This is a genomic window from Streptosporangium sp. NPDC048886 (assembly GCF_055586905.1).
This window is the reverse complement of the sequence record NZ_JBVJHH010000031.1, coordinates 108,393-133,697: the sequence shown is the minus strand read 5'-3', so window position 1 is coordinate 133,697 and position 25,305 is coordinate 108,393. Positions and strand designations below refer to the sequence as shown.

Sequence of the window (25,305 nt, the reverse complement as noted above, 5' to 3'; positions counted from 1 at the left end):
CGCTGCTACCACTCCGCCTGCGACACCACCTCCAACATCAACGGCACCGCGCTGGACCGCAACAGCGACGCCGTCGCCAACGCCCTGTGGAAGCTGGCGGTGCGCTCCGGCCCGGTCGGTGACGACTACGCGATGGCCGTGAACCCGGCGTCTGGCACCGTCCAGGCGGGCCAGTCGGCCACCGCGACGCTCAGCACCCAGGTGACCTCCGGCAACGCGCAGAGCGTGTCGCTGTCGGCCTCCGGCGCCCCCGCCGGGACCACGGTGACCTTCACCCCCTCGACCGTCACGGCCGGCCAGACGTCCTCGGTGACGGTCGCGACCTCGGCCTCCACCCCGGCGGGCGCCTACACCATCGCCCTCAACGGCACCGGGACCTCCGCCAACCGCTCGGCGGTCTACACCCTGACGGTCGGCGGGACCGGCGGCGGCCGTACCTTCACCAACGACACGCCCTTCGCCATCGAGGACGGCTACCAGGACTCCAGTGACATCCCGGTCACCCTCAGCGGATCCCCGGACGCCACGTTCACGATCTCGGCCGACATCGACCACACCTGCTCGCAGGACCTGCGTCTGACCCTCGTCCGGCCGGACGGGACGTCTCAGGTGCTGAAGTACGAGTCCTACACCGCCTGCACGCCGTACAACGGGCCGGTGCGGTTCACGGTTAACAACCCCACGCGCTCCGGAAACGGCACCTGGACCCTCGTGGTCGGCGACTACTTCCAGAACGACACCGGCACCCTCAACAGCTGGAGCATCGCCTTCTGACCGCCGAAAGCACCCGGAGACGGAAGAGCACGGATGGCCCGGACGCCTCGGTGTCCGGGCCATCCCGCGTCACGGACCGTCAGGCCTCGGTCAGGCCGCTGCGCGCCCGGCCGCCGGCCGACTCGCGCACGGCCGCCGCGACGGCGCCCGCCACATCGGCGTGGAACACGCTCGGGATGATGTAGTTGGGGCCGAGCTCCTCGTCGGTGACCACGGCGGCCAGCGCCCTGGCCGCCGCCAGCAGCATCTCCTGGGTGACCAGGTTGGCCTGGGCGTCGAGCAGACCGCGGAAGACGCCGGGGAAGGCGAGCACGTTGTTGATCTGGTTGGGGTAGTCCGAACGGCCGGTGGCGACCACGGCGGCGTGCTCGCGGGCGTCGTCGGGCGAGACCTCGGGCTCGGGGTTGGCCAGCGCGAAGACCACCGCGCCGTCGGCCATCGTGGCGATGTCGTCGCCGTTGAGGATGCCGGGGGCGGAGACGCCGATGAACACGTCGGCGCCCTTGACCGCGCCGCGCAGGTCTCCGGAGTAGCCCTCGGCGTTGGTGTGGTCGGCGATCCACCGCAGCGAGTCGTCCAGGTCGTCACGGCCGCCGTGCACGGCGCCCAGGTAGTCGCAGACGACGACGTTGTGCGCGCCGGCCGCCAGCAGCAGGCGCAGCACCGCCGTGCCGGCGGCGCCGGCGCCGGCCAGGGCGATGCGGACCTGGCTCAGCTCCTTGCCCACCACCCGCAGCGCGTTGGTGAGCGCGGCGAGCACGCAGATCGCGGTGCCGTGCTGGTCGTCGTGGAAGACCGGGATGTCCAGCAGGTCGCGCAGCCGCCGCTCCACCTCGAAGCAGCGCGGCGCCGAGATGTCCTCCAGGTTGATGCCGCCGAATCCGGGGGCGAGGACCTGGACGGTGCGGACGATCTCGTCGACGTCCTGGGTGTCGAGGCAGATCGGCCAGGCGTCGATGTCGGCGAACCGCTTGAACAGCGCGGCCTTGCCTTCCATGACGGGCAGCGCGGCGGCCGGGCCGATGTTGCCCAGGCCCAGCACGGCCGAGCCGTCGGTGACCACGGCGACGCTGTTGCGCTTGATGGTCAGGCGGCGGGCGTCTTCGGGGTTGCGGGCGATGGCCATGGAGACCCGGGCGACGCCGGGTGTGTAGGCCATGGACAGCTCGTCACGGTTGCGCAGCGGCACCTTCGACTTCATCTCGATCTTGCCGCCGAGATGCATGAGGAAGGTGCGGTCGGAGACCTTGTGGATGACGACGCCCTCGACCACGTCGAGCTTGTCCACGATCGCCTGGGCATGGTCGGTGTCACGCGCGGCGCAGGTCACGTCGATGCGCAATGTCTCGTGGCCCGCGGTGGTCACGTCCAGCGCGGTGACCACACCTCCCGCGGACTCTACGGCGTGGGTGAGCTGGCTGACGGCCTTACCACCCGCCGGCACCTCCAGGCGCACGGTGATGGAGTACGACACACTCGGCACGGTGGCCACAGTCAATCCGCTCCTTTGCGACTGACTTGGTTGGGATGCCTCCATGGTGCCACCCCCAGACGGGTGTCCGTGCCGGGCTTGTTCAGCTCAGCGCTGTCGATGCGGTCACAATCAGCTCCACGCACGTGTCGATCGGGATGCTCGTGCTGTCCAGCACCAGGTGGTAGTGGAGCGGGGAGGCCGGGTCGACCCGGTAGAAATGACGGACGTAGGCGGCCCGCGCCCGGTCGTTGTCCTCCACGATCCTGCGCGCCTGACGCTCGGTCACCCCGGTCAGGGTCGCGGTCTGGATCATCCGGCGTTCGGCGGGCGCGTCCAGCCGCACGTGCAGCGCGCCGGGGTGGTCGGCCAGGACCAGCGCCCCGGCCCTGCCGAGGATCACCCCGCCCTGGCCCCGCGCGGTCTGCCTGATCACCCTCTCGGTGTGGGCGACGAAGTCCTCGGCGGGCAGGGGCATGTTCCCCGGGAGATACATGTCCACGCCGCCGAAGGAGACCGTCGGCAGCCGCATGGCCTCCGCCAGCAGCCGGCCGAGCCCGTGCTCGGCCCGGTCGTCATGGGCGAGCGCCTCCTCCAGCGTGCAGCCGAGCTCGTCGGCCACCGCGCTGGGGATCGCCCGGTCCATGAAGGGGACACCCAGGCGCCCGGCCACCGCCGGCCCGATCACGCTGCCGGCGGTGCCGTACGTCGCGGAGATGGTGACGACCCGCATGTCCTGTTCATGCCCCCAAAGTGGGGCATTCAGAACAAAAACCAGTATTTAGAACAGTGCGCTCGCCAGATTCCTGCGGGCGCGCCCGATCGACGGGTCGTCGCCCGGAAGGGCGTCGAAGAGGCCGAGCAGGTGCATCCTGACCTTGTCGCGCTCGTCGCCCGAGGTCCGCCGGACCACCCCGATGAGCCGGTCGAAGGCCGTGTCCACGTCACCGGCGAGCATCTCGAAGTCGGCCGCCAGGAGCTGGGCGTCGATGTCGGCGGGGTCGGCCAGCCGGCCCTGCACCTCGGCCGGGTCGACGTCCTGGGTCCGCCGGATCAGCCCGAGCCCGGCCAGGCCCAGCTTGGCGTCCTCGTTGTTGGGGGAACGGGCCAGCAGCCGCTCGTAGGCGGCCACGGCCGCGTCGAGGTCACCGGCGTCGATGGCCTGCTCGGCGGCGACCACGTCCGGGTCGGCCGGAGGCTCCTGCGGCCGCTCCTCGGCCTGGGCCTCCCCGGTGTCCGGCGGGAGGTATTGGGCCAGGGCCTCCATGAGCTGCGACAGCCAGTCACGCAGCTGCGGCTCGGTGGCGATGCCGGGGGCGACCGCCACCGGCTGACCCTGGAAGATGGCGTACAGGGCGGGCACGTTCTGCACCCGGAGCGCCTGTGCGATCTGCGGGCTGGCCTCGACGTCCACACGGGCGAGGACCCACCTGCCGGCGTTCTCGGCGGCGAGCTTCTCCAGCAGCAAACTGTATTCTTTCGCCTGCTCCGCGCGGGTCACCGTGAGCTCCAGCAGCACGAGGCTGTTCATGGAGCGTTCGACGACTTCCGTCGCGAAGTTGGCGTCATCGACGTAGACGACCTGCACCGGGGTGCCGCCGCCCTCCTGCGCCGCGGCCTCCCGCCGCGCCTGCGCGTCCAGCGCCTGCTTGCGCGCGCCGAGGTCCACGGCACCGTAGAGCGATCCGGGTCGAGTGAAGTCCGCTGGGCTCATACCTCCAATCCTGCCGTATCCCGATTACTGCGCCGACTCCCCACCGCTAGAAGCGGGCGGGTTCCAGGTATACGCCCCATTCATCCCGGAGCACGCCGCAGATCTCCCCCAGCGTGGCCTCGGCGCGGGCCGCGTCGAGCATGGGCGGGATGAGGTTGCCCTCCCCCCTGGCGGTCCGGGCCAGCGCGGCCAGCGCGCCGTCCACGGCCTCCCGGTCGCGGGCGGCGCGGCGGGCGGCGAGGACGCGGTTCTGCTCGCGCTCGACCTCGTGGCCGACGCGCAGGATCTCCAGCGGCTCCTCGACGGAGGCCGCGTGGCAGTTGACCCCGACGATCCGCTTGTCCCCCTTCTCCAGTTTGCGCTGGTAGCCGAAGGCGGCCTCGGCGATCTCGGACACGAACCAGCCGTCCTCGATGCCGCGCAGGATCCCCGAGGTCATCGACCCGTCGTGCCCCATGTCCCGGATCCTGGCGAAGATCGCCTCGGCCTCGGCCTCCAGCCGGTCGGTCAGCGCCTCCACGTACCAGGATCCGCCGAGCGGGTCGGCGACGTTGACGACCTCGGTCTCCTCCATGATCACCTGCTGGGTGCGCAGCGCGATCTCGGCGGCCTTGGCCGAGGGCAGCGCCAGGACCTCGTCCAGCGCGTTGGTGTGCAGCGAGTTGGTGCCGCCGAGCACCGCCGCGAGCGCCTCGACCGTGGTGCGCACCACGTTGTTGTACGGCTGCTGCGCGGTCAGCGACACCCCCGCCGTCTGGGTGTGGAAGCGCAGCCACTGCGCCCTGCCGGTCCTGGCCCCGTAGACCTCGCGCAGCCACCTCGCCCAGATCCGCCGGGCGGCCCGGAACTTGGCGATCTCCTCGAAGAAGTCGATGTGCGCGTCGAAGAAGAAGGACAGGCCCGGGGCGAAGACGTCGACGTCCAGCCCCCGAGACAGGCCGAGCTCCACGTAGCCGAACCCGTCGGCCAGGGTGAAGGCCAGCTCCTGCGCCGCCGTGGAGCCGGCCTCGCGGATGTGGTAGCCGGACACGCTGAGCGGCTTGTAGGCCGGGACGCCGGCGGCGCAGAACTCCATCAGGTCGCCGATCAGCCGCAGGTGCGGCCCGGGGGCGAACAGCCACTCCTTCTGCGCGATGTACTCCTTGAAGATGTCGGTCTGGAGCGTCCCGTTGAGCCGGGCGGCCGGCACCCCCTGCCGCTCGGCGGCCACGACGTACATGCAGAAGATCGGGGCCGCCGGGCCACTGATCGTCATGGAGGTGGTGACGTCGCCGAGCGGGATGCCGTCGAAGAGCAGGTCCATGTCCAGCGCGGAGTCGATCGCCACGCCGCAGTGGCCGACCTCGCCGAGCGAGCGCGGGTCGTCGGAGTCGCGGCCCATCAGCGTCGGCATGTCGAAGGCCACGCTCAGCCCGCCGCCGCCCGCGCCGAGGATCATCCGGTAGCGCTCGTTGGTCTGCCGGGCGTTGCCGAACCCGGCGAACTGCCGGATGGTCCACGTCCTGCCCCGGTAGCCGGTGGAGTACAGGCCCCGGGTGAAGGGATACTCCCCCGGCCAGCCGATGCGCTCCATGCGCGGGTCGTCGCCGGTGGGCCCGTAGACCGGCGCGACGTCGAGGCCGGAGAGCGTCCGGAACCCGGATCCGCGCGTGCGGGCCCCGTCGAACCGCGCCTGCCAGCGCGCCCGCCCCGCCTCGATCTCCCCGGCGTCCATGGCCAGCCCCCCTGTACGGCTCGCGGCTCCTGTCCGGCGTGTGGCCTCACAGAAAATACTAGGACGCCCTATTAATTCCCGGCCGGCGCGGGCCACCGTACGGCCGCCGGGCCACCGGCGCGGACCGCCGGGCCGTCCCGGCCGTACGGCTCCGACGGTCAGCCCTCGAAATCCCCCGCGGCCACCCGCAAGGTCCTGAGCAGCCCGAACATCTGCTCCAGCTCCGCCTCGCCGTACATGGTCATGGCGAAATCGGCGCCCATCAGATCGGCGGTCGCCCGGTCCACGACCTCCCGGCCCCCGTCGGTGATCTCCGCCAGCACCCCCCGGCCGTCCCGGGGGTTGCGCATGCGGCGGACCAGCCCGGCCCGCTCCAGCCGGTCCACGGTGTTCGTCACGCTGGTGGGATGCACCATCAGCCGCTCGCCGATCGTGGACAGCGGCAACGCTCCCGTCTTGCTGAAAGTCAGCAAAACCAGTGCCTCGTACCGGGCAAAGGTCAAGTCATGCGGTTTAAGTAGCGTGTCCAGTTGCGAGAGCAGGATCTGGTGCGCTCTCATGATCGACGTGACGGCGGCCATGGCCGAAGACGGCCCGAAGTGAACACGCCACGTCTCCGCGGCGCGCTCGATGGGGTCGAACGGCAGATTCAGCTGACCTGTAGCCACAGGGCTACGGTAGCGCGGCCTCATCCCAGTTCGCCCATATACGTAGAGTCACCAGATTGACGGCTTCACCAAGAACCCGGGCGCCAAACGTCACGCTCAGTTATGGTTCCCACATCGAATGGTGAGGGCGTGGCCAAGTGGCAGCGCGGACTCGCTCCGGCCTGCGGGGGATGCAGACCGGATCGGTCGCCGAGGGGACCGGCGGCCGCATTCACGGCACGGGGGGTTGCTTGATGAACGACAACTCAATGGCGTGCGGACGCCGCACGGGCTTCTGCTCAGCCGGCACCGCGTGGACCCGCTCCACGCGCGCCGGTGCGTGAGAACAGGGGCGTTTCACGCGAAGAACTCCAGCAGAGCGCAATGGTGGCGGTCGCCGTCCTGCTCGTGCTTGGTGTGGCCGCGGCGTGGAGCGTCCTCATTCCCGGTGTCAGCGCGTGGGAGAACATCATCGTCGCGGTGATCGGCTCGCTCCGCGTCACCGGCCCCGTGGCCGCGGCGTTCGCCGCCTGGGTGGCGGTGCGCAGGCGGCGCGGGACCGGCCGGCAGTCGCTGACGACCTGGCAGGCGGTGCGCGCGCCGCTGGCGGTCCTGGTGGCGGTCGGCGGCGCCTTCACCGCGACGCTGCTGGTCCTGGCGGTCCGGGCGATGCTCACCGAGCAGGCGGGACGGCTGCTGCCCAGCGGCCTGGTCATGGGCGTGGCCGGGCTGGCGCTGTACGTCGCCATCGGCTGGGTGACCGGCTGGCTGCTGCCGTGGACGATCACGCCGGTGCTCGCCGGGCTCGGCTGCTACGGCCTGTTCACCTGGCTGGCCCAGGGCGCGACCTGGGCCGACCGGCTCGCCCCCGCCACGCAGGAGCCCTACGACCCCTTCCGGGGGCTCAGCGCCGCCGCCCTGACCGACCAGACGCTCTGGCTGCTGGGCGTCAGCGCCGCGCTGCTGCTCGGCTGGGCCGCGGTCGTGACCCGGCAGTCGCTCGTGCTGGCCGCCGCGCTGCTGGCGGTGCTGGCCGCCGGGACCGGCGTGGCCCGGCTGCTCAGCGAGCCGACGACGATCTCCGCCCAGCGGGTGGTCTACAGCTGCCAGGAATGGCCGATCATGGTCTGCGTGCATCCGGGGATGCGCACCGGGCTGCCCGAACTCGGCTCCGCGTTCGTCAAGATCGCATCCCGGCTGGCGGGGACGCCCGGCGAGTTCTCCCGGCTGGAGCAGCATCCCCGGCGCGAGGACGTCTCCCTGCCGCCCGGCGCGGCCCCGATCCACGTCGACGACCTGGCCGCCGGCTTCGCCGACGAGGCGGCCGACGAGTTCGTCGAGAGCCTGGCCGAAGACTGCGACGGCACCCCGGCAGGCGGATACCGCGACATCGTGTCCGCGTGGCTGCGCGGCAAGCCGCTGCCCAGCGGGCCGCTCCCCGAGCACCAGTACGCCGCCGCCTGGTTCTCCGGCCTCACCGACGCCCAGCGGCGGGACTGGCTGCGGCTGTACTACTCCGACTTCGCCGGATGCCGGCTACAGAGCACTCACTTCGGCGGGCAGGTGGGAGAGACCTGGCAGACAGGCGGGCCCACGCGGCCCGAGCAGATCGGCCAGAACGGCCAGGGCCTGCCGGTCCCGCAGGCCGAGCCCTCCTACCAGGCGCCCGCCACCGTGCCCTCCGCCGCTCCGGTCCCGCCGGCCCTCCCGGGGGAGGCTCCCGCGGGGAGACCGCGGACGGAGACACGGCCGCGGGGCTGACAAGATCGGCATAGGCTCGGCGTGAGAAAGCGGCCGCCGTGGGAAGGAGACCGCCGTGAAAGCCCCTACAGAAGCACCGCCCGAGGTCCCCTCCGCGCCTCGCCGGCGTGGCTGGCGCTTCCTCGCCGGGCTGCTCGTCGCCGTCGCGCTCCTCGTCGTGGGCGCCCGCCTGGCCTGGTCCTGGCTGGACCCGTTCGGCGGGACCACGGTCGACCGCAGCCAGCCCGTGCTGCTGCAGTCCATTCACGACCTGAGCCGCTTCGAGGCGGCCACCGGCAACTTCCAGGTCGTCGTGGACCTGGAGAAGGACGCCGCCTTCCTGCCCGACGCCGTCAAGGGCAGCCGGACGCTCTTCGTCGGGGCGGGCGGCGTCGACGCCTACGTCGACTTCGGCGGCCTCGCCACGGGCGCGCTGACCGTCTCGCCCGACCGCAAGGAGGTCACGGTCAAGCTGCCGCGCGCCCAGCTCGAAAAGCCCAACCTCGACAACAAGCGCTCCTACGTCTACGCCCAGCAGCGCGGCCTGTTCGACCGGGTCGAGGACTTCCTGTCCTCCTCCCCGGCCGACCAGCAGGAGCTCTACGTGCTCGCCGAAAAGAAGATCGCCGAGGCCGCCCAGGCCAGCGACCTGCGCAACCGCGCCGACCAGAACACCAAGAACATGCTCCAGGGCATGCTGACCACCCTCGGCTTCGAGAAGGTGACCGTCAAGTTCGCCGACGAGCCCTGACCGCCCGGCGGCCGCCGGCGTCAGCCGACGGCCGCCAGCAGCTCGTCGGCGGCCCGGTAGGGATCGAGGCCCGCCTCCAGGACACGGGTGGCGAGGGCGTCCAGGCGCCGGTCCCCGTGGAGGTGGGCGGAGCGGGAGCGGAGGGCGGCCAGGGCGATGGCCTCGATCTCGGCGCAGGCCCTGGCATGGCGCCGGCGGCCCAGCTCACCGGAGCTCTCAAGATAGGCCAGGTGCCCGTCGAGGGCGGCGACCACCTCCTCGGCGCCCTCGCCCCGGACGGCCACGGCCGGCACGATCGGCGGCCGCCAGGCCCGCCCGGCCAGGGTGACCATGTTGCGGAGCTCGCGGACGGCCGCCTGGGCGCCCTCGCGGTCGGCCTTGTTCACCACGAACACGTCCGCGATCTCCAGGATGCCCGCCTTGGCCGCCTGGACGCCGTCGCCCATGCCCGGGGCGAGCAGCACGACGGTGGTGTCGGCCAGTGAGGCGATGTCCACCTCGGCCTGGCCGACCCCGATGGTCTCGATGAGGACGACCTCGCACCCGGCGGTCTCCAGGACGCGCAGCGCCTGGGGCGTGGCCCAGGCCAGGCCGCCGAGGTGGCCGCGGCCGGCCATCGACCGGATGAACACCTCCGGGTCGGTGGCGTGCTCCTGCATGCGGACCCGGTCGCCGAGCAGCGCCCCGCCGGTGAACGGCGAGGACGGGTCCACCGCGAGCACGCCGACCCTCATGCCCCGCCTGCGGAACGCCTGGATCAGCATCCCGGTGGAGGTGGACTTGCCCACCCCGGGGGCGCCGGTGAGCCCGATGACCCGGGCCCGGGACGGCCGGTCCGCGCAGAGCTCCGCGGTGATCTCCCGGAGTCGGGGCGAGCCGTTCTCCACCATGGAGATCAGCCTGGCCACCGCGCGGGGCCGGCCCTCCCGCGCCAGCGCCACCAGATCGGGGACGTCCAGGGCGGGCGCCGGCGCGTCCCGGGCGGGACTCCCCGCGGCCGGGGGCCGCCGGTCCCGAGCGGCCGGCCCGGGGCTCCGCGCCGCCGGTGACGGCGCGCCCCGAGCGGCCGTGCCGGAGGCGTCCCCGGCCGGGGACCGCTCGTCCGGCGCGGCCACGTCGGATCCCTCCGCGGTCAGGCCGAGGGGACGCGGATGATCAGCGCGTCGCCCTGGCCGCCGCCGCCGCACAGGCCGGCGGCGCCGAGCCCACCGCCCCGGCGCCTGAGCTCGTGGGCGAGGGTGAGGACGATGCGGGCGCCGGAGGCGCCGATCGGATGGCCGACCGCGATGCCGCCGCCGTTGACGTTGATCTTGTCGAGCGGCACGCCGAGCTCCTTGGCCGACTGGAGGACGACCTGGGCGAAGGCCTCGTTGATCTCCAGCAGGTCGAGGTCGTCGGCCGAGAGGCCCTGCTTGCCGAGGGCGTGCTTGATCGCGTTGGCGGGCTGGGACTGGAGCGAGTTGTCGGGCCCGGCCACGTTGCCGTGCGCGCCGATCTCCGCCAGCCAGTCGAGGCCCAGCTCCTCGGCCTTGGCCCTGGACATCACGACCACCGCGCAGGCGCCGTCGGAGATCTGCGAGGCCGAACCGGCGGTGATGGTGCCGTCCTTGCTGAAGGCCGGCCGCAGCCGCCCCAGGGTCTCGACCGTGGTGTCGCCGCGCACGCCCTCGTCGGCGGCGAAGACCAGCGGCTCTCCCTTGCGCTGCGGGATCGACACCGGGACGATCTCGTCGTCGAGCACGCCGTTCTTGATCGCGGCGGCGGCGAGCTCGTGGGAGCGGGCGGAGAAGGCGTCCTGCTCCTCGCGGGTCAGGCCCAGGCGCGCGTTGTGCCGCTCGGTGGACTCGCCCATGGACACCTGGTCGTAGGCGTCGGTCAGGCCGTCGAAGGCCATCGAGTCCACGATGTCGGCGCCGCCGTACTTCACCCCCCGGCGCAGGCCGGGCAGCAGGTGCGGGGCGTTCGACATGGACTCCATGCCGCCGGCGACCACGATGTCGAACTCGCCCGCCCTGATGAGCTGGTCGGCCAGGGCGATGGCGTCCAGCCCGGACAGGCAGACCTTGTTGATCGTCAGCGACGGCACGGTCATCGGGATCCCGGCCTTGACGGCGGCCTGGCGGGAGGGGATCTGGCCCGCTCCGGCCTGGAGCACCTGGCCCATGATCACGTACTGCACGGCTTCGGGGGCGACGCCGGAGCGCTCCAGCGCCGCCTTGATGGCGATGCCGCCGAGCTCGACGGCCGACAGACCGGCCAGCGAGCCGAGCAGCCGGCCGATGGGGGTGCGAGCTCCGGCGACGATGACGGAAGCGGACATAAAAGGGGCCTCCCTGGCGGGACTTGGGGCGACTTTGCCACCATACCCATGAGTACCTGAACGACCGCCATGGAGGCCGGCCCTATGTTCATGCGTATCGACCATGTGGCAATCGCCTGTCACGACCTCGAGGAGAAGATCGCGCTCTTCGAACGGATCTTCGAGCTGACGGTGGTGGCGCGCGAGATCAACGAGGAGCAGGGCGTCAAGGAGGCGATGCTGCACGTCGCCGACGGCGACGGCGGCGGCTCCTACATCCAGCTCCTCGAACCGCTCGCCCCCGACACGCCGGTCGGCAAATTCCTCGCCAAGCGCGGAGAGGGGGTGCACCACGTCGCGTTCGGCGTCCCGGATGTGACCGAGGCCATGGGGGAGATCGGCGGCAGGGGCGTCAGGCTGCTCGACGAGAAGCCCCGGCACGGCTCGATGGGCTCTTCCATCGCTTTCTTGCATCCCAAGGATGTGGGAGGAATGCTGACAGAACTCGTTCAGGCCCGATCCACTGACCAAGGCCTTAACCACTGACCGAGCGTTCTGTCAAATGCAAGAAAGGCTCATACGTAACAAATCGCGCAGAAAGTCGGAGGAGACCTCCAACACGGCAACACCAGAGTACGCTGGCCTATCACCGGACGTGGATCCCGCCACGGCTCCCGCCTCGGATGTCCGAAATCCCCCGTCCGGCCCGTGTAGCCGTCTCGACAACCCAGGATCGAGCCTCCATGCAGTCCGACATCGACGCCCAGCTCAACAACTTCTTTGAAGACGCCCCCGCTCGGGAATTCGACGTGGTGCTCCGTGGCTATGACCGGCACCAGGTTCACGACCATCTGAAGCAGGTCGACAACGAGCTGCGCCAGGCCCGGGAGCAGGTTCAGGGCCTGCAGCGAGATCTGTCCGACTCCCAGCGTCAGTTGCAGGAGCAGGAGCGCCCGACCTACTCCGGCCTGGGGGCGCGGATCGAGCAGCTGCTCCGCCTCGCCGAGGAGCAGGCCACCGAGCTGGTCCAGGCCGCCCGGTCCGAGGCGAACGAGATCAAGGCCGCGTCCAAGGTCGACGCCGCCGACCTGCGCGCCGCGGCGGAGAACGAGGCGGCCGAGAAGCGCGCCCTCGCCACCCGCGAGGCCGACGACATGCGCACCACCGCCGAGCGCGAGGCCGAGGAGATCCGCTCGACCGCCCGCCGGGAGGCCGACGAGCTGACCGCCACCACCGAGCGCGAGGTCGCCAAGCTGCGGGCCACCGCCGACCACGAGGTGGCCGAGAAGCGCGCCGACGCCGAGCGCGAGATCGCCAAGCTGCGCACCACCACCGAGCGCGAGGTCGCCCAGCTCCGCGCCTCGACCAAGCGCGAGCGCGACGAGGTCCTCACCACCGCCAAGCGCCAGGCCGACGAGATGCGCGCCCAGGCCCAGCGGGTCCTGGAGGAGTCCGAGGCCAAGCGCGCCCAGGACGAGGCCGAGTTCGAGATCCAGCTCGCCGCCCGCCGCGAGGAGGCCGAGCGCCAGGAGGCCGAGCGCCACGCCACCGCGCAGGCCAACACGCAGAAGCTGGTCTCCGAGGCGGAGCAGCGCGCGGCCACCGCCGAGCAGCGCGCCACCAAGGCCACCCAGCAGGCCGAGCAGACCCGGCGCGAGGCCGACACCCACGCCAAGCAGCTGCTCGCCAACGCGCGCAAGAACGCCGACCAGCTCGTCGCCGAGGCCAAGGCGAGCGCCGAGTCGATCGTCTCCGACGCCAAGACCGAGTCCGAGCGGACCCGCTCGGTGGCCCAGCGCCAGGTCGACGAGCTGACCCGCCAGCGCGACAGCATCACCAGCCACCTCGCCCAGCTCCGCCAGCTGCTCGGCGGCGCGCCGCTCCCGGCCTCCGAGCCGGAGCCCGCGATCACCGCGGCCCCGGCCAAGCCGGCCATCCCCGCGGCCAACGGCAGCGAGAGCCCGGCTCCCACCCCCACCCCCACCCCCGCTCCCGCCGCGGCCAAGGCCGAGACGAAGGACGACGACGCGGAGTGGTGGCAGGAGTAGGCGCCACCGGATCGGGGCGTTGACGACGGCTACGAGAGAGCCTGGCGACCTTCGGGTCGCTAGGCTCTCTTTCTGTCTTCCGCCGTCCCGCGCGGCTCCGCGCACCCCGCGGCGCGCTCGCGCGCACCCCTGAGCTAGGAGCAGCCGTGCCCGAAGCGTCCCAGACAGCCGACGTCCCCGTGGCGCCCGCGCCGGGACCTCGCACCTCCCCGGACGCCGACGCCCCCGCGGCCGACACCCCGTCCGACGCCGCCTCCGCCGACACCCCGTCCGACGCCGCCGCGGCCGACACCCCGTCCTCCAGGACCACCGGGGCCGCTGAGGGCCCCCGCGCCTTCCCGGAGGCCCTGGAGGAGCACGCGGCGCCGTACGGCCGGCCGGGTAAGCCGCTGGCCAAGAACCCCTTCCTGATCGGCCTGACCGCCGGCATGGGCCTGCTGACCGCGTGGGCGCTGGCCCAGGCCCTGGTCACCTCGCGCAGCGTGATCGTCCTGGTCGTGGTGGCGATGTTCCTCGCCCTGGGACTGAACCCGGCCGTCGAGGCGCTGCAGCGGCACCGGCTGGCCCGCCGCGGGGCGATCACGATCGTCTTCGGCGCGGTGATCATGTTCTTCGTGCTCTTCGGGCTCGCGATCGTCCCGCCGGTGAGCCAGGAGATCACCGCGTTCATCGGCGCGGTCCCCGGCTACATGCAGGAACTGCTCACCAACCCCACGCTCAAGGAGCTCGACAGCGACTACCAGATCCTGACCCGGGCGGGGGACTTCATCACCGGCGGCGGCCTCGCCACGACGGTGGCCGGCGGCCTGGTCGGCGCGGGCGCCGTGGTGTTCAACGCGTTCTTCTCCGGGGTCACGCTGCTGGTCCTGACGCTGTACTTCCTCGGCTCGCTGCCCTCGATCAAGGACTACCTCTTCCGGCTCGTGCCGAGCAGCCGCAGGGAGCGGACCCGGGCGCTCGGCGACGAGATCATCAGCGGCATCGGCGGCTACGTGGCCGGCAACCTGCTGATCTCGGTGATCGCCGGCGTGGTCAGCTGGGTGTTCCTCGGCGTCCTGGGCGTCGAGTACGCCCTGGCGCTCGCCCTGGTCGTGGCGGTCACCGACCTGATCCCGCTGGTCGGCGCGACGATCGGCGCGGTGCTGGTGAGCGTGGTGGCGCTGCTGCAGTCGGGGACGCTGGGCATCGCCTGCGGGATCTTCTTCCTGGTCTACCAGCAGGTGGAGAACTATCTGGTCTATCCGCGCGTGATGAAGCGCTCGGTGGACGTGGCCCCGGCGGTCACCGTGATCGCCGCGCTGTTCGGCGGCGCGCTGCTCGGCATCGTCGGAGCGCTGCTGGCCATCCCGGTGGCCGCGGCGATCGCACTGATCATCCGCGAGGTGGTGCTCCCCCGGCAAGCCCGGCTATGAAGCCGGCCACCGCGCGGTTGAACGCCTCGGGCTGCTCGATCGCGCTCAGGTGGCCCGCCTTCTCGATCACGGCCAGCCGCCCGTCCGGCACGGCCTCGACCATCGTCTCGGCGTCGGCGAGCGGGGTGAGCAGGTCCTCCTCCCCGACGATCACCAGGGCGGGCTCCTTGAGCCCGCGCAGGGTGTCGAGGGAGTCGGAACGGGCCGCCATGGCCCGCTGCGCCCAGGCCACGGCCTTCGGCGGGGCCGACTGGACCAGCCCGCGCACCCGGCCGGACACCATCGCCCTGCGCCGCGCGGTCGTCACCCCCAGCAGCGACGGGAGCACCTCCTCCACCAGGATCGAGGTGCCGCCGTCGAGCACGGCGGCGGCGATGCGCTCGCGGTTGGCCCTGGCCGCCTCGGGATCGGCGGCCGCCTTGGTGTCGGCGAGGACCACCCCCAGCACCCGGTCGGGGTGACGGCGGCACAGCGCCATCGTCACGTAGCCGCCCATGGACAGCCCGCCGACGACGGCCCGGTCGACGCCCTCGTGATCGAGCAGGCGCACGACGTCGTCGGCCATCACGTCGAGGGAGGGGGCGTCGTCGCCCAGCACCGAGCCGCCGAAACCGCGCAGGTCGGGGGTGATGACCTTGCAGACGGCGCTCAGCCCCTCGCGCTGGGCCAGCCACATGGCCGATGACAGAGGGAAGGCGTGCAGGAGGACGACCGGAAGTCCCTCGCCCGCCGATCGCGTGTACAGGTGCACGCAGTCCACCGTAATCGCGGACCAGCGATCTGGCACCCCTTGATTCACCGAGATCTACAGCGTGGATGCCCCGTCGTTCACGGCGGGGAGGAAACGCGGAACGGTGCCGCGCGTTATCATTGAATGATATGTTCAATGCATGTTGGTGACGGAGATGTTGAAGCTCGCGCCGAGCGCTGAGCAGCGTGAGGCGCTGCTGGCGACGATGCGCGCGTGCAACGCCGCCGCCAACCGGGTCGCCGAAGTCGCATTCGAGCAGCGGACCGCGAACAAAATCGCACTTCAGAAGCTCGTCTACGCCGACCTGCGCCACGAGTTCGGGCTGTCGGCGCAGATGGCCATCCGTTCCATCGCCAAAGCATGCGAGGCGTACAAACGAGACAAGAAGATCAAGCCGGTGTTCCGGGAGCTGGGGGCGGTCGCCTACGACCCGCGCATCCTCACCTGGAAAGGCCGCGACGCGGTCAGCATCCTCACCCTGACCGGCCGCACCCTTATCCCGGTCATCTACCAGGGACGGTGGACGCAAGGCCCGGAGAACCGCATCCGAGGCCAGGCAGATCTGGTCTACCGCGACGGCATGTTTTTCCTCGCCGTCGTGATCGACGTCCCCGAACCGCCGGGAGGTGGCGAGCCGGACGGGTGGCTCGGTGTGGACCTCGGCATCGTCAACCTCGCCACCGACTCCACCGGCAAAGCCCACAGCGGCAAGGGCGTGCGGGCCGTACGGCGCCGCAACACCGCCCTTCGGGCACGCCTGCAGGCCAAGGGCACGAAATCCGCGAAGCGGCTGCTGAAGAAACGCCGCCGCAAGGAGTCCCGGTTCGCCCGGGACGTCAACCACGTCATCTCCAAACACCTAGTCGGCAAAGCCAAAGGCACCCGCTCCGGAATCGCCCTCGAAGACCTCGAAGGCATCCGGGACCGGGTAACGGTTCGTAAGGCTCAGCGTGCCGACCTGCACTCCTGGAGCTTCCATCAGCTCCGCACGTTCGTGACGTACAAGGCCGCCCTCGCCGGGGTGCCCGTGCGGCTGGTGGACGCCCGCAACACCTCCCGCACCTGTCATCGGTGCGGGCATTGCGAGAAGAAGAACCGTCCCAGCAGGGACGATTTCCGGTGCGTCGGCTGCGGGTTCGCTGGCCCCGCCGACCATAACGCTGCGATCAACATCGGTCGTAGGGCAGTGAGTCACGCTGCCATCGACGCGGCCTGAACCGTGCACCCCATGCATGGTGAGGAGCTGCAAGCTTGGCCCTTCAGGACCAAGAAGCTGACAACGGGTTGTGATGTCGCGCCGACTCCGCCGTCAAGGCCCTCCCCCTGCCCCGGCCAGGGTTCCGCGAACGGCCCCGGACAGGGCCCTGTGGACGGCCCCGGCCGGGGCTCCGCGGACGCCCCGGGGCTCTACGGGCCGGCGACCTCCGTGGGGAGGGGGTGGGCGGCCGGGTTCACCCGCCGGACGATCTCGTTCAGGACGATCCGCACGTACGGCTCGCCGACCCACAGGTGCTTGGCGCCGTCCACCCCGATGATCTCGGCCTGGGTGACCCGGGCGAAGCGCTCACGGGCCTTCTCCGGCTGCAGGTAGTCGTCGAACTCGGGGACCAGCGCGGTCAGCGGCCGGCCGAACGCCGCCCACCCGTCGAGGTCGGCGTCGGTGGCCCGGTGCAGCGGCGGGGAGAGGAGGACGGCCCCCTCCACGAGCGGGTCGTGACCCCATTTGAGCACCAGCTCGGTACCGAACGACCAGCCGACCAGCCAGACCCGCGGCAGGTCGTGGAACTCGGCGTACTCCAGCGCGGCGGCGACGTCGAGCCGCTCCTGCTCCCCCTTGCCGAAGGCGCCCTGGGAGGTGCCCCGGTCGGAGGTCGTGCCGCGCGTGTTGAACCGCAGCACGGCCAGGTCCGCCAGCGCGGGCAGCCGGTTGGCGGCCTTCTTGTAGAGGTGGCTGTCCATCATGCCGCCGTGCGTGGGCAGCGGATGCAGGCAGATCAGCGTGGCCACCGGGGGCCGGTCGGCCGGCAGGGCCAGCTCGCCGACGAGGGTCAGCCCGTCGGCCGTGTGCAGCTCGATCGGCTCCCTGCGCGCGGGCAGCACCGTAGAGGCCCGGATCTCCATGTATCCCACTCCATCTCGTGAGCGGGCGCCGGTGGACCGGGGTCCGGGGACGGGCGCCACGCGTTCGTTGTCAGTATCGGGTCCGGCCGGGACCGCGCTTGACCCGGTTGCGCCAGCAGGCGGTGTGCCAGTGCCTGCGCTCGTCCTCCCCGCCCGCCCAGGCCGGCCAGCTCACCAGGTGCGGCAGGCCGGACCTGATCTCCTGGTCGCAGCCGGGGCAGCGGTAGACCTTGTCCGCTCCGGCGCCGGTGACCCGGCGCACGTGCCAGTCGCCGTCGGGCCACTCCTCGACCTGGTCGACCCCGGGCACGGACCCGCCGACCGGGCGGGAGGAGGAACTGCGGCTGCCGCCCCGGTCGAAGGGGCTCATCCGGCGGGCTCTGCGAGGGCTCATGGCAGGTCGCGGATGCTCCGCACCCCGGCCGTGACGAGCTGGTCGAGCAGCGGCGCCGGGGCCAGGGACGGCTCGCGATACTCGGCGTAGAGGGCGCGCAGCCCGTCGCGGACGGTCTCCAGCCCCAGCTCGTCGAGCATCTCGAACGGCCCGGCGGGGTAGCCGCAGCCCAGCCTCATGGCCGCGTCGATGTCCTCGACGCTCGCGTAGCCGGAGTCGTACATCCGCACGGCGTCGTTCAGATACGGGTAGAGGAGCGCGTCCACCACGAACTCGGCCCGGTCCTTGCACGGCACCGGGGTCCGGCCGGCGATCCGCACCAGGCCCTCCACGGCGCGCGCGGCCTCGGGCGAGGTGAGCACCGTGGAGGCCACCTCGGCGACCCCGTCGCCGACCAGGTGCAGGCCGACCAGGCGCTCGGGGTGCGGCAGCCCCGCGGCCAGCTCGACCACGGGGGTGCGCGACAGCGCGACGACCACGTCGGCGTCCTCGGTGGAGGCGGACTTGAACCCGGCGGCGGAGAGCCTGTCGGCGAGCTCCTGAGCCCCCTCGCCCAGCACCGCCACCGAACCCACCGACGGTTTGTCCGCCGGCGGCCCGCCGGGCTCCTCGTCCCGGTGGAAGCCGCCGCCGGACTTGCGGCCGAGCAGGCCGGCGGTGACCAGCTCGCGCAGGATCGGCGCGGGGGCGTGGCGGCGGTCGCGGCTCTCCTGGAACAGCACGCACAGCACCTCGTAGGAGGTGTCCAGGCCGATCAGGTCGAGCAGGGCGAAGGGGCCCATCGGCAGCCCGACGCCGGTCTTCATCGCGACGTCGATGTCGTCGCGGGTGGCCAGGCCGCCGTCCAGCAGCGTGGCGGCGTGGTTGAGGTAGGTCAGCAGCAGCCGGTTGACCACGAACCCGGCGCGGTCGCCGACGGTCACCGGGGTCTTGCCGAGCCTGCGCGCGAGGTCCGCCACCTCCCCGGCCAGGCCGTCCTCGGTGGTCACCGTACGGATGACCTCGACCAGCTTCATGATCGGCGCGGGGTTGAAGAAGTGCATGCCCACGACCTGGCCGGGCCGGGTCGTGGTGGCCGCGATCTCGGTGACCGAGAGCGAGGAGGTGTTGGTCGCGAGCACCGCCGACGGCTTGCAGATGCGGTCGAGGTCGGTGAACAGGGCCCGCTTGAACTCCATGACCTCGGGGATGGCCTCGATCACCAGATCGGCGTCGGCGAGGTCCTCCAGGGAGGTGGTGAAGGTCACCAGGCCGAGGATCTCCGCGCGCTCGGCCTCGCTCAGCCTCCCCTTGGCCAGGGCCCTGCCGGTGGAGCCCTCCAGGTGGCCCCGGCCCCGCTCCAGCGCCGCCGGGTCGGCCTCCACACCGGTGACCGCGAGCCCCGCGCGGGCGAACACCTCGGCGATCCCCGCGCCCATCGTGCCGAGCCCGACCACTCCGACCTTCTCAAAGCTGCGCGTCATGCGGCCCAGTCTCCCAGAGGTGCCTGTCCCACCCCAAAACCGGCTTGGGCCCTCGGCACCGGGGTCTCACCGGTAGGGTTGGCGCTCATGCGGTTGGTCATCGCGCGATGCAGCGTGGATTACGTGGGAAAGCTCACTGCGCATCTTCCGATGGCGCCCCGGCTGATCCTGATCAAGGCGGACAGCTCGGTCTCCATCCATGCCGACGACCGGGCCTTCAAACCACTGAACTGGATGAACCCGCCGTGCAAGCTCCGCGAGGAGGAGGGCACCTGGACGGTGACCCACGGCAAGACCGGTGAGAAGCTCGTGCTCACCATGGAGGAGATCATCCACGACTCCAGCCACGAGCTGGGGGTGGACCCCGGACTGATCAAGGACGGCGTCGAGGCTCACCTGCAGGAGCTGCTGGCCGAGCACATCACCACGCTGGGCGCGGGCTGGACGCTGGTCCGCCGCGAATACATGACGGCGATCGGCCCGGTGGACATCCTCTGCCGTGACCACGCCGGAGCGACCGTGGCCGTGGAGCTCAAGCGCCGCGCGGGCATCGACGCCGTGGAGCAGCTCACCCGCTATCTGGAGCTGATGAACCGCGACCCCCTGCTCGCCCCGGTCTCCGGCATCCTGGCCGCCCAGGCCATCGCGCCGCAGGCCAGGACCCTCGCGGAGGACCGCGGCATCCGCTGCGTCACCCTCGACTACGACGAGCTGCGGGGCATCGAGCGCAACGACACCCTGTTCTAGCCCCGTTCCAGGTTCTGGCCCCGTTCCAGCCCCCGGGCCCCGTCCACCGCGGCCCGGCGGTGTCCACCGGCCGGCGTGATCCCTGTCCTCCGGACGGAGGACAGGGGGTTCCACCGGTCGTTGGTGCCGCGCGAGCCGCGTCTGGACGACGCTTGAGACATGACGACAGCGGTGACGGTGCGGGGCCTGGCCAAGCGCTACGGCGACGTGCAGGCGGTCGGGGGCATCGACCTCGACATCAACGCGGGCGAGGTGTTCGCGATCCTCGGCCCGAACGGGGCAGGGAAGTCCACCACGGTGGAGATCATGGAGGGCTACCGGACCCGGGACGCCGGAGAGGTCAGCGTCCTGGGCGCCGACCCGGGCAGGCCGACCCGCGAGTGGCGCTCCCGGATCGGCGTGGTGCTGCAGACGGCCAACGACATCGCCGAGGCGACGGTACGGGAGACCGTGCGGCACTTCGCGGGCTACTACCCCAACCCCAAGGACCCGGACGAGGTGATCGAGCAGGTCGGCCTGACCGACAAGGCCGGCAAGCGGATCCGCCAGCTCTCCGGCGGCCAGCGGCGCCGGGTTGACGTGGCGCTGGGGGTGATCGGCGGCCCGGAGCTGCTCTTCCTCGACGAGCCGACCACCGGGTTCGACCCCGAGGCGCGCCGGCAGTTCTGGGAGCTGATCGAGGGGCTGGCCCACCAGGGGACCACGATCGTGCTGACCACCCACTACCTGGACGAGGCGGAGGCGCTGGCCGACCGGGTGGCGGTGGTCGCCAGGGGCCGCGTCGTGGCCGAGGGCGAGCCGGCGACCCTGGGCGGCCGTGCCACCGCCAAGGCCACGGTGAGCTGGTCCGACGGGGGCGAGCGCCGGGTGCTGGAGACCGACGTCCCGACCAGGACGGTGCTTGAGCTGACCCGCCGCTTCGACGGCGAGGTGCCCGAGCTGACCGTGACCCGCCCCTCCCTGGAGGATGTGTACCTCCGGCTCGTCGAAGATCCCCGCTGACCGCACCCCGGACCGCGCCGAGCTCCCGGACGGCTCCCCGAGCTCTCCGACCGGCCCCTCCCGGACCGCGTCCCCGGCCCGCCGCCTCTCCCCGGACCGCGCCCGGCCGGTCCGTCGGACCTCCCGCCCGGCCCCTCCCGGGCCGAGCTCCCCATCCGGCCCCTCCCCGGGCCGCGCCGAGCTCTCCGACCGGCCTCTTCCCGGACCGCGACGCGGCAGGCGGGGAGCCGGCCGTCACCCCCATCAGCCCTCATCGATCCCCCGAGGTGATCATTCCGTGAGCAAGACCGTCACCCGAGCCCCCGCCCCGGCCCTCGCGGCCAGGCAGCCTTCCGCGATACGACTGGGGCTGTCGCGGGCGGCGCTCGAGACCAAGTTGTTCTTCCGCGAGAGAGACGCGGTCATCTTCACCTTCGCCTTCCCGATCGTCCTGCTGGTGATCTTCGGGTCGATCTTCGAGGGCGATCTGGGGGTGAGCGGGCTCAGCGTCTCCCAGCTCTACGTGGCCGGGCTGATCGGCTCGGCGGCGATGACGGGCTTCCAGAACCTGGGCATCGGCATCGCGATGGACCGCGACGACGGCACGCTCAAGCGGCTGCTGGGCACGCCGCTGCCGGCCGCCTCCTACTTCATCGGCAAGGCGCTCAACACCCTGGTCATCTCCGCCTGCCAGGTCGTGATCCTGCTGGCCATCGGGGTCGCGATGTTCGGCCTGGAGCTGCCCTCGGCGGTCTCCACCTGGCTGACCTTCGCCTGGGTGTTCGTGCTGGGAGTGCTCGGCTCCTCCCTGCTCGGCATCGCGGTCAGCAGCCTGCCCCGGTCCGGCAAGAGCGCCAGCGCGGTGATCGCCATGCCGTTCGTGGTGCTGCAGTTCATCTCCGGGGTGTTCATCCCCGTCGCCCAGCTCCCGGCCTGGCTGGTGAACATCGCGTCGATCTTCCCGCTCAAGTGGATGTGCCAGGGTTTCCGTTCGGTCTTCCTGGGCGACGCCGGTGCCACACTGGAGCTCGCGAAATCGTACGAACTCGGCCGGGTCGCCCTCATCCTGGGAGCCTGGGTCGTCGGAGGGCTGGTGCTGTGCCTGGTGACGTTCCGCTGGAAGAGCCGCCGCGACGGATGAGGACGCCGGTCCGGCTCGGGCGCCCCACCGGCCCGTCCGAGCCGCACGTCTGGCACTCGCTGCGCGGCTGGGAGCTGCTCCTGGTCGCCGCGACGCTCCTGCCCGCGCTGTTCATCCTGACGGGCGATCTCCCGCCCGTGGAGAGATATCTCGCCGCCGGCCTCGTGGCCGCGATCGTCCCGGTCTACTTCCTGCTCGGCCGGCCGGCGATCCTGGCCGAGAACCGGCGGCGGGGCCTGGCCTATCTCGTCGTCATGGTCGCCCTGTTCACCCCGGCGACGTTCATCGAGTCCTCCACGACGTTCGCCCTCTTCGGTCTCTGCCCGCAGGCGTTCATGGTCCTGCGGGCCAGGTGGGCGGTCATCGTCGTGATCGCGTTGAACGCCGGCCCGGCCGTCCATTTCCTGGCCGGCGAGACCGGGGCCGATTCGTTCAACTTCATGACCGTCATCACGATCGTGATCTTCTTCTCGGCCGTGTTCGGTGTCTGGATGGAACGGATCATGGAGCAGAGCGAGGAACGGGCCGCCCTCATCGAGGAGCTGGAGGCCCAGCGGGCCGAGGTGTCCAGGCTCTCGGCCGAGCGCGGGGCACTGGCCGAACGCGAACGCCTGGCCGGGGAGATCCACGACACCCTGGCCCAGGGCTTCACCAGCATCATCATGCTGATCCAGGCGGCCGAGGCCCAGTCCGACCCGGCCCGCCACCTGCGGCTGGCCGTACAGACGGCACGCGAGAACCTGGCCGAGGCCCGCGCGCTGGTGGCCGCGCTCAGCCCGGCGCCGCTGAACGGCTCCACCCTGGACGAGGCGCTGGTGCGGCTGACCGGCCGGCTCGGCGAGGAGACGGGGATCGCCGCCGCCTTCACCGTCCACGGGGAGCCGCGCCCGCTGCCACCGGCCGTCGAGGTGGTGCTCATCCGGGCGGCCCAGGAGGCGCTGGCGAACGTGCGCAAGCACGCGGCGGCGGGCCGGGTGGACGTCTCGGCGTCCTACGGCCCGGAGACCGTGACGCTGGAGGTGCGTGACGACGGCTGCGGTTTCGACCCCGCCCTCACCGGGGGGTACGGTCTGCCTGGCATGCGGGCCCGCGTGGAGCAGGTGGGCGGCACCCTCAGGCTGACGAGTTCTCCGGGCGGGGGCACCACCCTTGAGATCGTCCTCCCCGCCGACCGGCCCGACCAGGGAGCGTGACACGTGCTGCGTCTGATGATCGTCGATGACCACCCGGTGGTCCGGGAGGGCCTGCGGGGGATGCTGGAGGCCGATCCCGGGATCACGGTGGTGGGTGAGGCGGCGTCGGGGGACGAGGCGGTCGTGCGCTCCGGAGAGCTGCGGCCCGACGTGATCCTGATGGACCTGCGCATGCCGGACGGGGACGGGGTGAGCGCCACCACGCGCATCCTCGCCGCGCGGCCGGGGAGCAGGGTGATCGTGCTGACCACCTACGAGACCGACCAGGACATCGTGCGGGCGGTCGAGGCGGGGGCCGCCGGATACCTGCTGAAGGACACCTCCAGGGCCGACCTGCTGGCCGCGATCTTCTCGGCGGCCCGGGGCGAGACCGTGCTGTCGCCGTCGGTGGCGACCCGGCTGGTCACCCGGATGCGGGCCCCGGTGGGCCAGTCGCTGTCGCCGCGCGAGGCGGAGGTGCTCTCCCTCGTGGCCGACGGGCTGACCAACGCGGAGATCGGCAAGGCCCTGTTCATCAGCGAGACGACGGTCAAGACCCACCTGCTGCGCGTCTTCGGCAAGCTCGGCGTCTCCGACCGCACCGCCGCCGTGACCACGGCGCTGGACCGGGGACTCCTCACCCGGTAGGCGATGATCGACTCTCCTGGCCGACGGCGGTCCGGCCGGGGGGCGGCCCGGGCCGCCCTCGCCCCGCTCATCCGCGGACAGTCTCGCCCCGCTCGCTCGCCGACAGCAGGAACTTGACTGGCTAGTCAGGCTTCTCACCTTCTTGCATGGAGGACGTAAGCGATAGCACACTTACTCTTCCGCAAAAAGGATCTTGCACCCATAATGGTGGATTCTGGGGGCCAGGATCATGAGGTGGAAGTGATAAAGCGAGCATTTGTCAAGCCCGAGACGGAGACGGAGACTTGACATGAATGGGCGATCATACAGAGGAATGTCAGCAGAGGAGCGGCTGGCGGAGCGCCGGGAGCGATTGATCGCCGCGGCATACACGCTCTACTCCGACCCCGGTTTCCCGGAGACCACGATCGAGAAGCTGTGCGCCGCGGCCCGCATCTCCAACCGCGCCTTCTACGAGTGCTTCTCCGGCCGTAACGAGCTGCTGCAGGCGGTGCACGACAGGTGCGTGCAGGAGACGCTGCTGTCGGTGGCCAAGTCCATCGACCAGGCGCCGGACACGCTGCTCAGCCGGGTCGAGGCGGGCATCGCCGGATACATCGGCTTCGTCACCGAGGACAGGCGCCGCGCCCGGATCATGCATCTGGAGGTGCGCCGGGCGGGTGACTGCCTCACCCGGTCACGGCAGCAGGCCGTGGCGGCCTTCAGCCAGATCATCGAGGCCGCGGTCCTCGACCTGCCGGAGGCGGTCAAGGCCAATCAGCACCTGCTGGCGCTGGGCATGATCGGCGCGATCCAGGAACTGCTCATCGAATGGGTACTGGCCGACGACCCGCCCCCGGTCAAGCAGTTGATCAGCACCGCCGTGCACATCTTCTACCGGTCCTTCGTGACGTGAGCCCGCCGTACCGGACTCCGTGACACGGACCCGCCGGCGTCAGGCCACCGCCGCCATGTGAACCTCGACGGTGAGCACCCGGTTGAGCCGGGTCACCGCCAGTACGCGCATGATCCGGGGCGGCACCCCGCGCAGGACGAGACGGCGCTCGGCGCCGAGGGCCCGGCGGTGCGTGCCCACCAGCACGCCGAGGCCGGTGGCGTCGATCATCTCCAGCCCGGAGAGGTCCACGATCAGATCGCCGCTGCCGGAGTCGACCGCCTCGTGCAGCCGTGGGCGCATCCCGGCGACGGTGCCGACGTCGAGCCGGTTGCCGACACTGACCACCTGGGCCCCGGGGTTTCCGGTGACGCGCATGCCACCTCCTCAGATCGGGCCGCGGGGTGGACGCGACCGGACGTAATCTTGGTGCGCTACCGCGG

25 protein-coding genes are annotated in these 25,305 nt (G+C 71.5%); 13 read left to right on the top strand and 12 right to left on the bottom strand.

Features of this window, described 5'->3' with window-relative positions:
• Positions 1-774, top strand: a 774-nt coding sequence (locus ACZ6R6_RS32935; RefSeq protein ID WP_470099962.1) for a proprotein convertase P-domain-containing protein, incomplete at its 5' end; no start/stop codon positions are given.
• Between the two features lie 79 nt (positions 775-853).
• Here the strand turns inward: ACZ6R6_RS32935 and ACZ6R6_RS32930 are convergent.
• The 5 genes from ACZ6R6_RS32930 to ACZ6R6_RS32910 all read right to left on the bottom strand — a co-directional run bounded on the left by ACZ6R6_RS32930 (position 854) and on the right by ACZ6R6_RS32910 (position 6,365).
• Positions 854-2,266, bottom strand: a complete 1,413-nt coding sequence (locus ACZ6R6_RS32930) for an NAD-dependent malic enzyme (protein WP_306858529.1) — start codon at positions 2,264-2,266, stop codon at positions 854-856.
• Positions 2,267-2,348: 82 nt separating this feature from the next.
• Positions 2,349-2,978 carry a cytidylate kinase-like family protein gene (locus ACZ6R6_RS32925; RefSeq protein WP_470099960.1) on the bottom strand — a complete coding sequence of 210 codons (630 nt, stop codon included), beginning with the start codon at positions 2,976-2,978 and terminating at the stop codon, positions 2,349-2,351.
• A 48-nt stretch (positions 2,979-3,026) separates the two neighbouring features.
• A complete protein-coding gene (locus ACZ6R6_RS32920; RefSeq protein ID WP_470099958.1) occupies positions 3,027-3,959 on the bottom strand; it encodes a tetratricopeptide repeat protein in 933 nt (310 codons plus the stop codon).
• 46 nt (positions 3,960-4,005) lie between these two features.
• Positions 4,006-5,673 (bottom strand): acyl-CoA mutase large subunit family protein, encoded by a 1,668-nt coding sequence (locus tag ACZ6R6_RS32915; protein ID WP_470099956.1) that lies wholly within the window; start codon positions 5,671-5,673, stop codon positions 4,006-4,008.
• Positions 5,674-5,831: 158 nt separating this feature from the next.
• The gene (locus tag ACZ6R6_RS32910) at positions 5,832-6,365 is read right to left on the bottom strand and encodes a MarR family winged helix-turn-helix transcriptional regulator (protein WP_306856453.1); all 534 of its coding nucleotides are present in this window, start codon (positions 6,363-6,365) and stop codon (positions 5,832-5,834) included.
• A 339-nt stretch (positions 6,366-6,704) separates the two neighbouring features.
• On the opposite strand from ACZ6R6_RS32910, the gene ACZ6R6_RS32905 reads away from it, so the two are divergent.
• Both ACZ6R6_RS32905 and ACZ6R6_RS32900 read left to right on the top strand, forming a co-directional pair.
• Positions 6,705-8,081: a hypothetical protein gene (locus ACZ6R6_RS32905; RefSeq protein WP_470099954.1), complete on the top strand. Its 1,377-nt coding sequence runs from the start codon at positions 6,705-6,707 to the stop codon at positions 8,079-8,081.
• Between the two features lie 55 nt (positions 8,082-8,136).
• Positions 8,137-8,811 carry a DUF4230 domain-containing protein gene (locus tag ACZ6R6_RS32900; protein ID WP_470099952.1) on the top strand — a complete coding sequence of 225 codons (675 nt, stop codon included), beginning with the start codon at positions 8,137-8,139 and terminating at the stop codon, positions 8,809-8,811.
• Between the two features lie 20 nt (positions 8,812-8,831).
• On the opposite strand, the gene meaB is transcribed toward ACZ6R6_RS32900, so the two are convergent.
• Both meaB and ACZ6R6_RS32890 read right to left on the bottom strand, forming a co-directional pair.
• The gene (meaB, locus tag ACZ6R6_RS32895) at positions 8,832-9,770 is read right to left on the bottom strand and encodes a methylmalonyl Co-A mutase-associated GTPase MeaB (protein WP_470099965.1); all 939 of its coding nucleotides are present in this window, start codon (positions 9,768-9,770) and stop codon (positions 8,832-8,834) included.
• Between the two features lie 173 nt (positions 9,771-9,943).
• Positions 9,944-11,131 carry an acetyl-CoA C-acetyltransferase gene (locus ACZ6R6_RS32890; RefSeq protein ID WP_470099950.1) on the bottom strand — a complete coding sequence of 396 codons (1,188 nt, stop codon included), beginning with the start codon at positions 11,129-11,131 and terminating at the stop codon, positions 9,944-9,946.
• Positions 11,132-11,215: 84 nt separating this feature from the next.
• On the opposite strand from ACZ6R6_RS32890, the gene mce reads away from it, so the two are divergent.
• The 3 genes from mce (at position 11,216) to ACZ6R6_RS32875 (ending at position 14,570) form a co-directional block, all read left to right on the top strand.
• Complete coding sequence (gene mce / locus ACZ6R6_RS32885) at positions 11,216-11,656, top strand: methylmalonyl-CoA epimerase (protein ID WP_470099948.1); 441 nt, start codon at positions 11,216-11,218, stop codon at positions 11,654-11,656.
• A gap of 197 nt (positions 11,657-11,853) precedes the next feature.
• A complete protein-coding gene (locus tag ACZ6R6_RS32880) occupies positions 11,854-13,158 on the top strand; it encodes a DivIVA domain-containing protein (protein ID WP_470099946.1) in 1,305 nt (434 codons plus the stop codon).
• Positions 13,159-13,304: 146 nt separating this feature from the next.
• Positions 13,305-14,570: an AI-2E family transporter gene (locus tag ACZ6R6_RS32875; RefSeq protein WP_470099944.1), complete on the top strand. Its 1,266-nt coding sequence runs from the start codon at positions 13,305-13,307 to the stop codon at positions 14,568-14,570.
• Here the strand turns inward: ACZ6R6_RS32875 and ACZ6R6_RS32870 are convergent.
• Complete coding sequence (locus tag ACZ6R6_RS32870) at positions 14,530-15,321, bottom strand: alpha/beta fold hydrolase (protein WP_470099943.1); 792 nt, start codon at positions 15,319-15,321, stop codon at positions 14,530-14,532. The genes ACZ6R6_RS32875 and ACZ6R6_RS32870 overlap by 41 nt on opposite strands.
• 139 nt (positions 15,322-15,460) lie before the next feature.
• On the opposite strand from ACZ6R6_RS32870, the gene ACZ6R6_RS32865 reads away from it, so the two are divergent.
• A complete protein-coding gene (locus ACZ6R6_RS32865; protein WP_470099941.1) occupies positions 15,461-16,537 on the top strand; it encodes an RNA-guided endonuclease InsQ/TnpB family protein in 1,077 nt (358 codons plus the stop codon).
• A 191-nt stretch (positions 16,538-16,728) separates the two neighbouring features.
• On the opposite strand, the gene ACZ6R6_RS32860 is transcribed toward ACZ6R6_RS32865, so the two are convergent.
• From ACZ6R6_RS32860 to ACZ6R6_RS32850, 3 genes are all read right to left on the bottom strand, one after another.
• Positions 16,729-17,442 (bottom strand): alpha/beta hydrolase, encoded by a 714-nt coding sequence (locus tag ACZ6R6_RS32860; RefSeq protein ID WP_470099939.1) that lies wholly within the window; start codon positions 17,440-17,442, stop codon positions 16,729-16,731.
• 70 nt (positions 17,443-17,512) lie between these two features.
• The gene (locus ACZ6R6_RS32855) at positions 17,513-17,812 is read right to left on the bottom strand and encodes an ATP/GTP-binding protein (RefSeq protein ID WP_470099937.1); all 300 of its coding nucleotides are present in this window, start codon (positions 17,810-17,812) and stop codon (positions 17,513-17,515) included.
• Positions 17,813-17,832: 20 nt separating this feature from the next.
• Entirely contained in the window at positions 17,833-19,299 is a 1,467-nt protein-coding gene (locus tag ACZ6R6_RS32850; protein ID WP_470099935.1) for a 3-hydroxyacyl-CoA dehydrogenase family protein, read from the bottom strand.
• A gap of 87 nt (positions 19,300-19,386) precedes the next feature.
• Here ACZ6R6_RS32850 and nucS point away from each other — a divergent pair, with 87 nt between their 5' ends.
• The 6 genes from nucS to ACZ6R6_RS32820 all read left to right on the top strand — a co-directional run bounded on the left by nucS (position 19,387) and on the right by ACZ6R6_RS32820 (position 24,883).
• The gene (nucS, locus tag ACZ6R6_RS32845) at positions 19,387-20,046 is read left to right on the top strand and encodes an endonuclease NucS (RefSeq protein WP_306856436.1); all 660 of its coding nucleotides are present in this window, start codon (positions 19,387-19,389) and stop codon (positions 20,044-20,046) included.
• A gap of 159 nt (positions 20,047-20,205) precedes the next feature.
• The gene (locus tag ACZ6R6_RS32840) at positions 20,206-21,048 is read left to right on the top strand and encodes an ABC transporter ATP-binding protein (RefSeq protein ID WP_470099932.1); all 843 of its coding nucleotides are present in this window, start codon (positions 20,206-20,208) and stop codon (positions 21,046-21,048) included.
• Positions 21,049-21,325: 277 nt separating this feature from the next.
• Positions 21,326-22,168: an ABC transporter permease gene (locus ACZ6R6_RS32835; RefSeq protein WP_470099930.1), complete on the top strand. Its 843-nt coding sequence runs from the start codon at positions 21,326-21,328 to the stop codon at positions 22,166-22,168.
• On the top strand, positions 22,165-23,361 hold the full coding sequence (locus ACZ6R6_RS32830) for a sensor histidine kinase (protein ID WP_470099928.1): 1,197 nt from the start codon (positions 22,165-22,167) through the stop codon (positions 23,359-23,361). The genes ACZ6R6_RS32835 and ACZ6R6_RS32830 overlap by 4 nt, the downstream gene beginning before the upstream one ends.
• Positions 23,362-23,364: 3 nt before the next feature.
• A complete protein-coding gene (locus ACZ6R6_RS32825; RefSeq protein WP_470099926.1) occupies positions 23,365-23,988 on the top strand; it encodes a response regulator in 624 nt (207 codons plus the stop codon).
• A 313-nt stretch (positions 23,989-24,301) separates the two neighbouring features.
• Entirely contained in the window at positions 24,302-24,883 is a 582-nt protein-coding gene (locus ACZ6R6_RS32820; RefSeq protein WP_470099924.1) for a TetR/AcrR family transcriptional regulator, read from the top strand.
• Between the two features lie 39 nt (positions 24,884-24,922).
• On the opposite strand, the gene ACZ6R6_RS32815 is transcribed toward ACZ6R6_RS32820, so the two are convergent.
• The gene (locus ACZ6R6_RS32815) at positions 24,923-25,240 is read right to left on the bottom strand and encodes an STAS domain-containing protein (RefSeq protein ID WP_470099922.1); all 318 of its coding nucleotides are present in this window, start codon (positions 25,238-25,240) and stop codon (positions 24,923-24,925) included.
• Between the last annotated feature and the right edge of the window lie 65 nt (positions 25,241-25,305).

What these genes read in the sequence shown, in the direction of transcription:
- ACZ6R6_RS32925 (WP_470099960.1), bottom strand. Translation starts at nt 2,978, where the DNA reads ATGCGGGTCGTCACCATCTCCGCGACGTACGGCACCGCCGGCAGCGTG.
- ACZ6R6_RS32920 (WP_470099958.1), bottom strand. Translation starts at nt 3,959, where the DNA reads ATGAGCCCAGCGGACTTCACTCGACCCGGATCGCTCTACGGTGCCGTG.
- ACZ6R6_RS32915 (WP_470099956.1), bottom strand. Translation starts at nt 5,673, where the DNA reads ATGGACGCCGGGGAGATCGAGGCGGGGCGGGCGCGCTGGCAGGCGCGG.
- ACZ6R6_RS32910 (WP_306856453.1), bottom strand. Translation starts at nt 6,365, where the DNA reads ATGAGGCCGCGCTACCGTAGCCCTGTGGCTACAGGTCAGCTGAATCTG.
- ACZ6R6_RS32905 (WP_470099954.1), top strand. Translation starts at nt 6,705, where the DNA reads ATGGTGGCGGTCGCCGTCCTGCTCGTGCTTGGTGTGGCCGCGGCGTGG.
- ACZ6R6_RS32890 (WP_470099950.1), bottom strand. Translation starts at nt 11,131, where the DNA reads ATGTCCGCTTCCGTCATCGTCGCCGGAGCTCGCACCCCCATCGGCCGG.
- mce (WP_470099948.1), top strand. Translation starts at nt 11,216, where the DNA reads ATGTTCATGCGTATCGACCATGTGGCAATCGCCTGTCACGACCTCGAG.
- ACZ6R6_RS32880 (WP_470099946.1), top strand. Translation starts at nt 11,854, where the DNA reads ATGCAGTCCGACATCGACGCCCAGCTCAACAACTTCTTTGAAGACGCC.
- ACZ6R6_RS32865 (WP_470099941.1), top strand. Translation starts at nt 15,461, where the DNA reads ATGTTGGTGACGGAGATGTTGAAGCTCGCGCCGAGCGCTGAGCAGCGT.
- ACZ6R6_RS32860 (WP_470099939.1), bottom strand. Translation starts at nt 17,442, where the DNA reads ATGGAGATCCGGGCCTCTACGGTGCTGCCCGCGCGCAGGGAGCCGATC.
- ACZ6R6_RS32855 (WP_470099937.1), bottom strand. Translation starts at nt 17,812, where the DNA reads ATGAGCCCCTTCGACCGGGGCGGCAGCCGCAGTTCCTCCTCCCGCCCG.
- ACZ6R6_RS32850 (WP_470099935.1), bottom strand. Translation starts at nt 19,299, where the DNA reads ATGACGCGCAGCTTTGAGAAGGTCGGAGTGGTCGGGCTCGGCACGATG.
- nucS (WP_306856436.1), top strand. Translation starts at nt 19,387, where the DNA reads ATGCGGTTGGTCATCGCGCGATGCAGCGTGGATTACGTGGGAAAGCTC.
- ACZ6R6_RS32840 (WP_470099932.1), top strand. Translation starts at nt 20,206, where the DNA reads ATGACGACAGCGGTGACGGTGCGGGGCCTGGCCAAGCGCTACGGCGAC.
- ACZ6R6_RS32830 (WP_470099928.1), top strand. Translation starts at nt 22,165, where the DNA reads ATGAGGACGCCGGTCCGGCTCGGGCGCCCCACCGGCCCGTCCGAGCCG.
- ACZ6R6_RS32820 (WP_470099924.1), top strand. Translation starts at nt 24,302, where the DNA reads ATGTCAGCAGAGGAGCGGCTGGCGGAGCGCCGGGAGCGATTGATCGCC.
- ACZ6R6_RS32815 (WP_470099922.1), bottom strand. Translation starts at nt 25,240, where the DNA reads ATGCGCGTCACCGGAAACCCCGGGGCCCAGGTGGTCAGTGTCGGCAAC.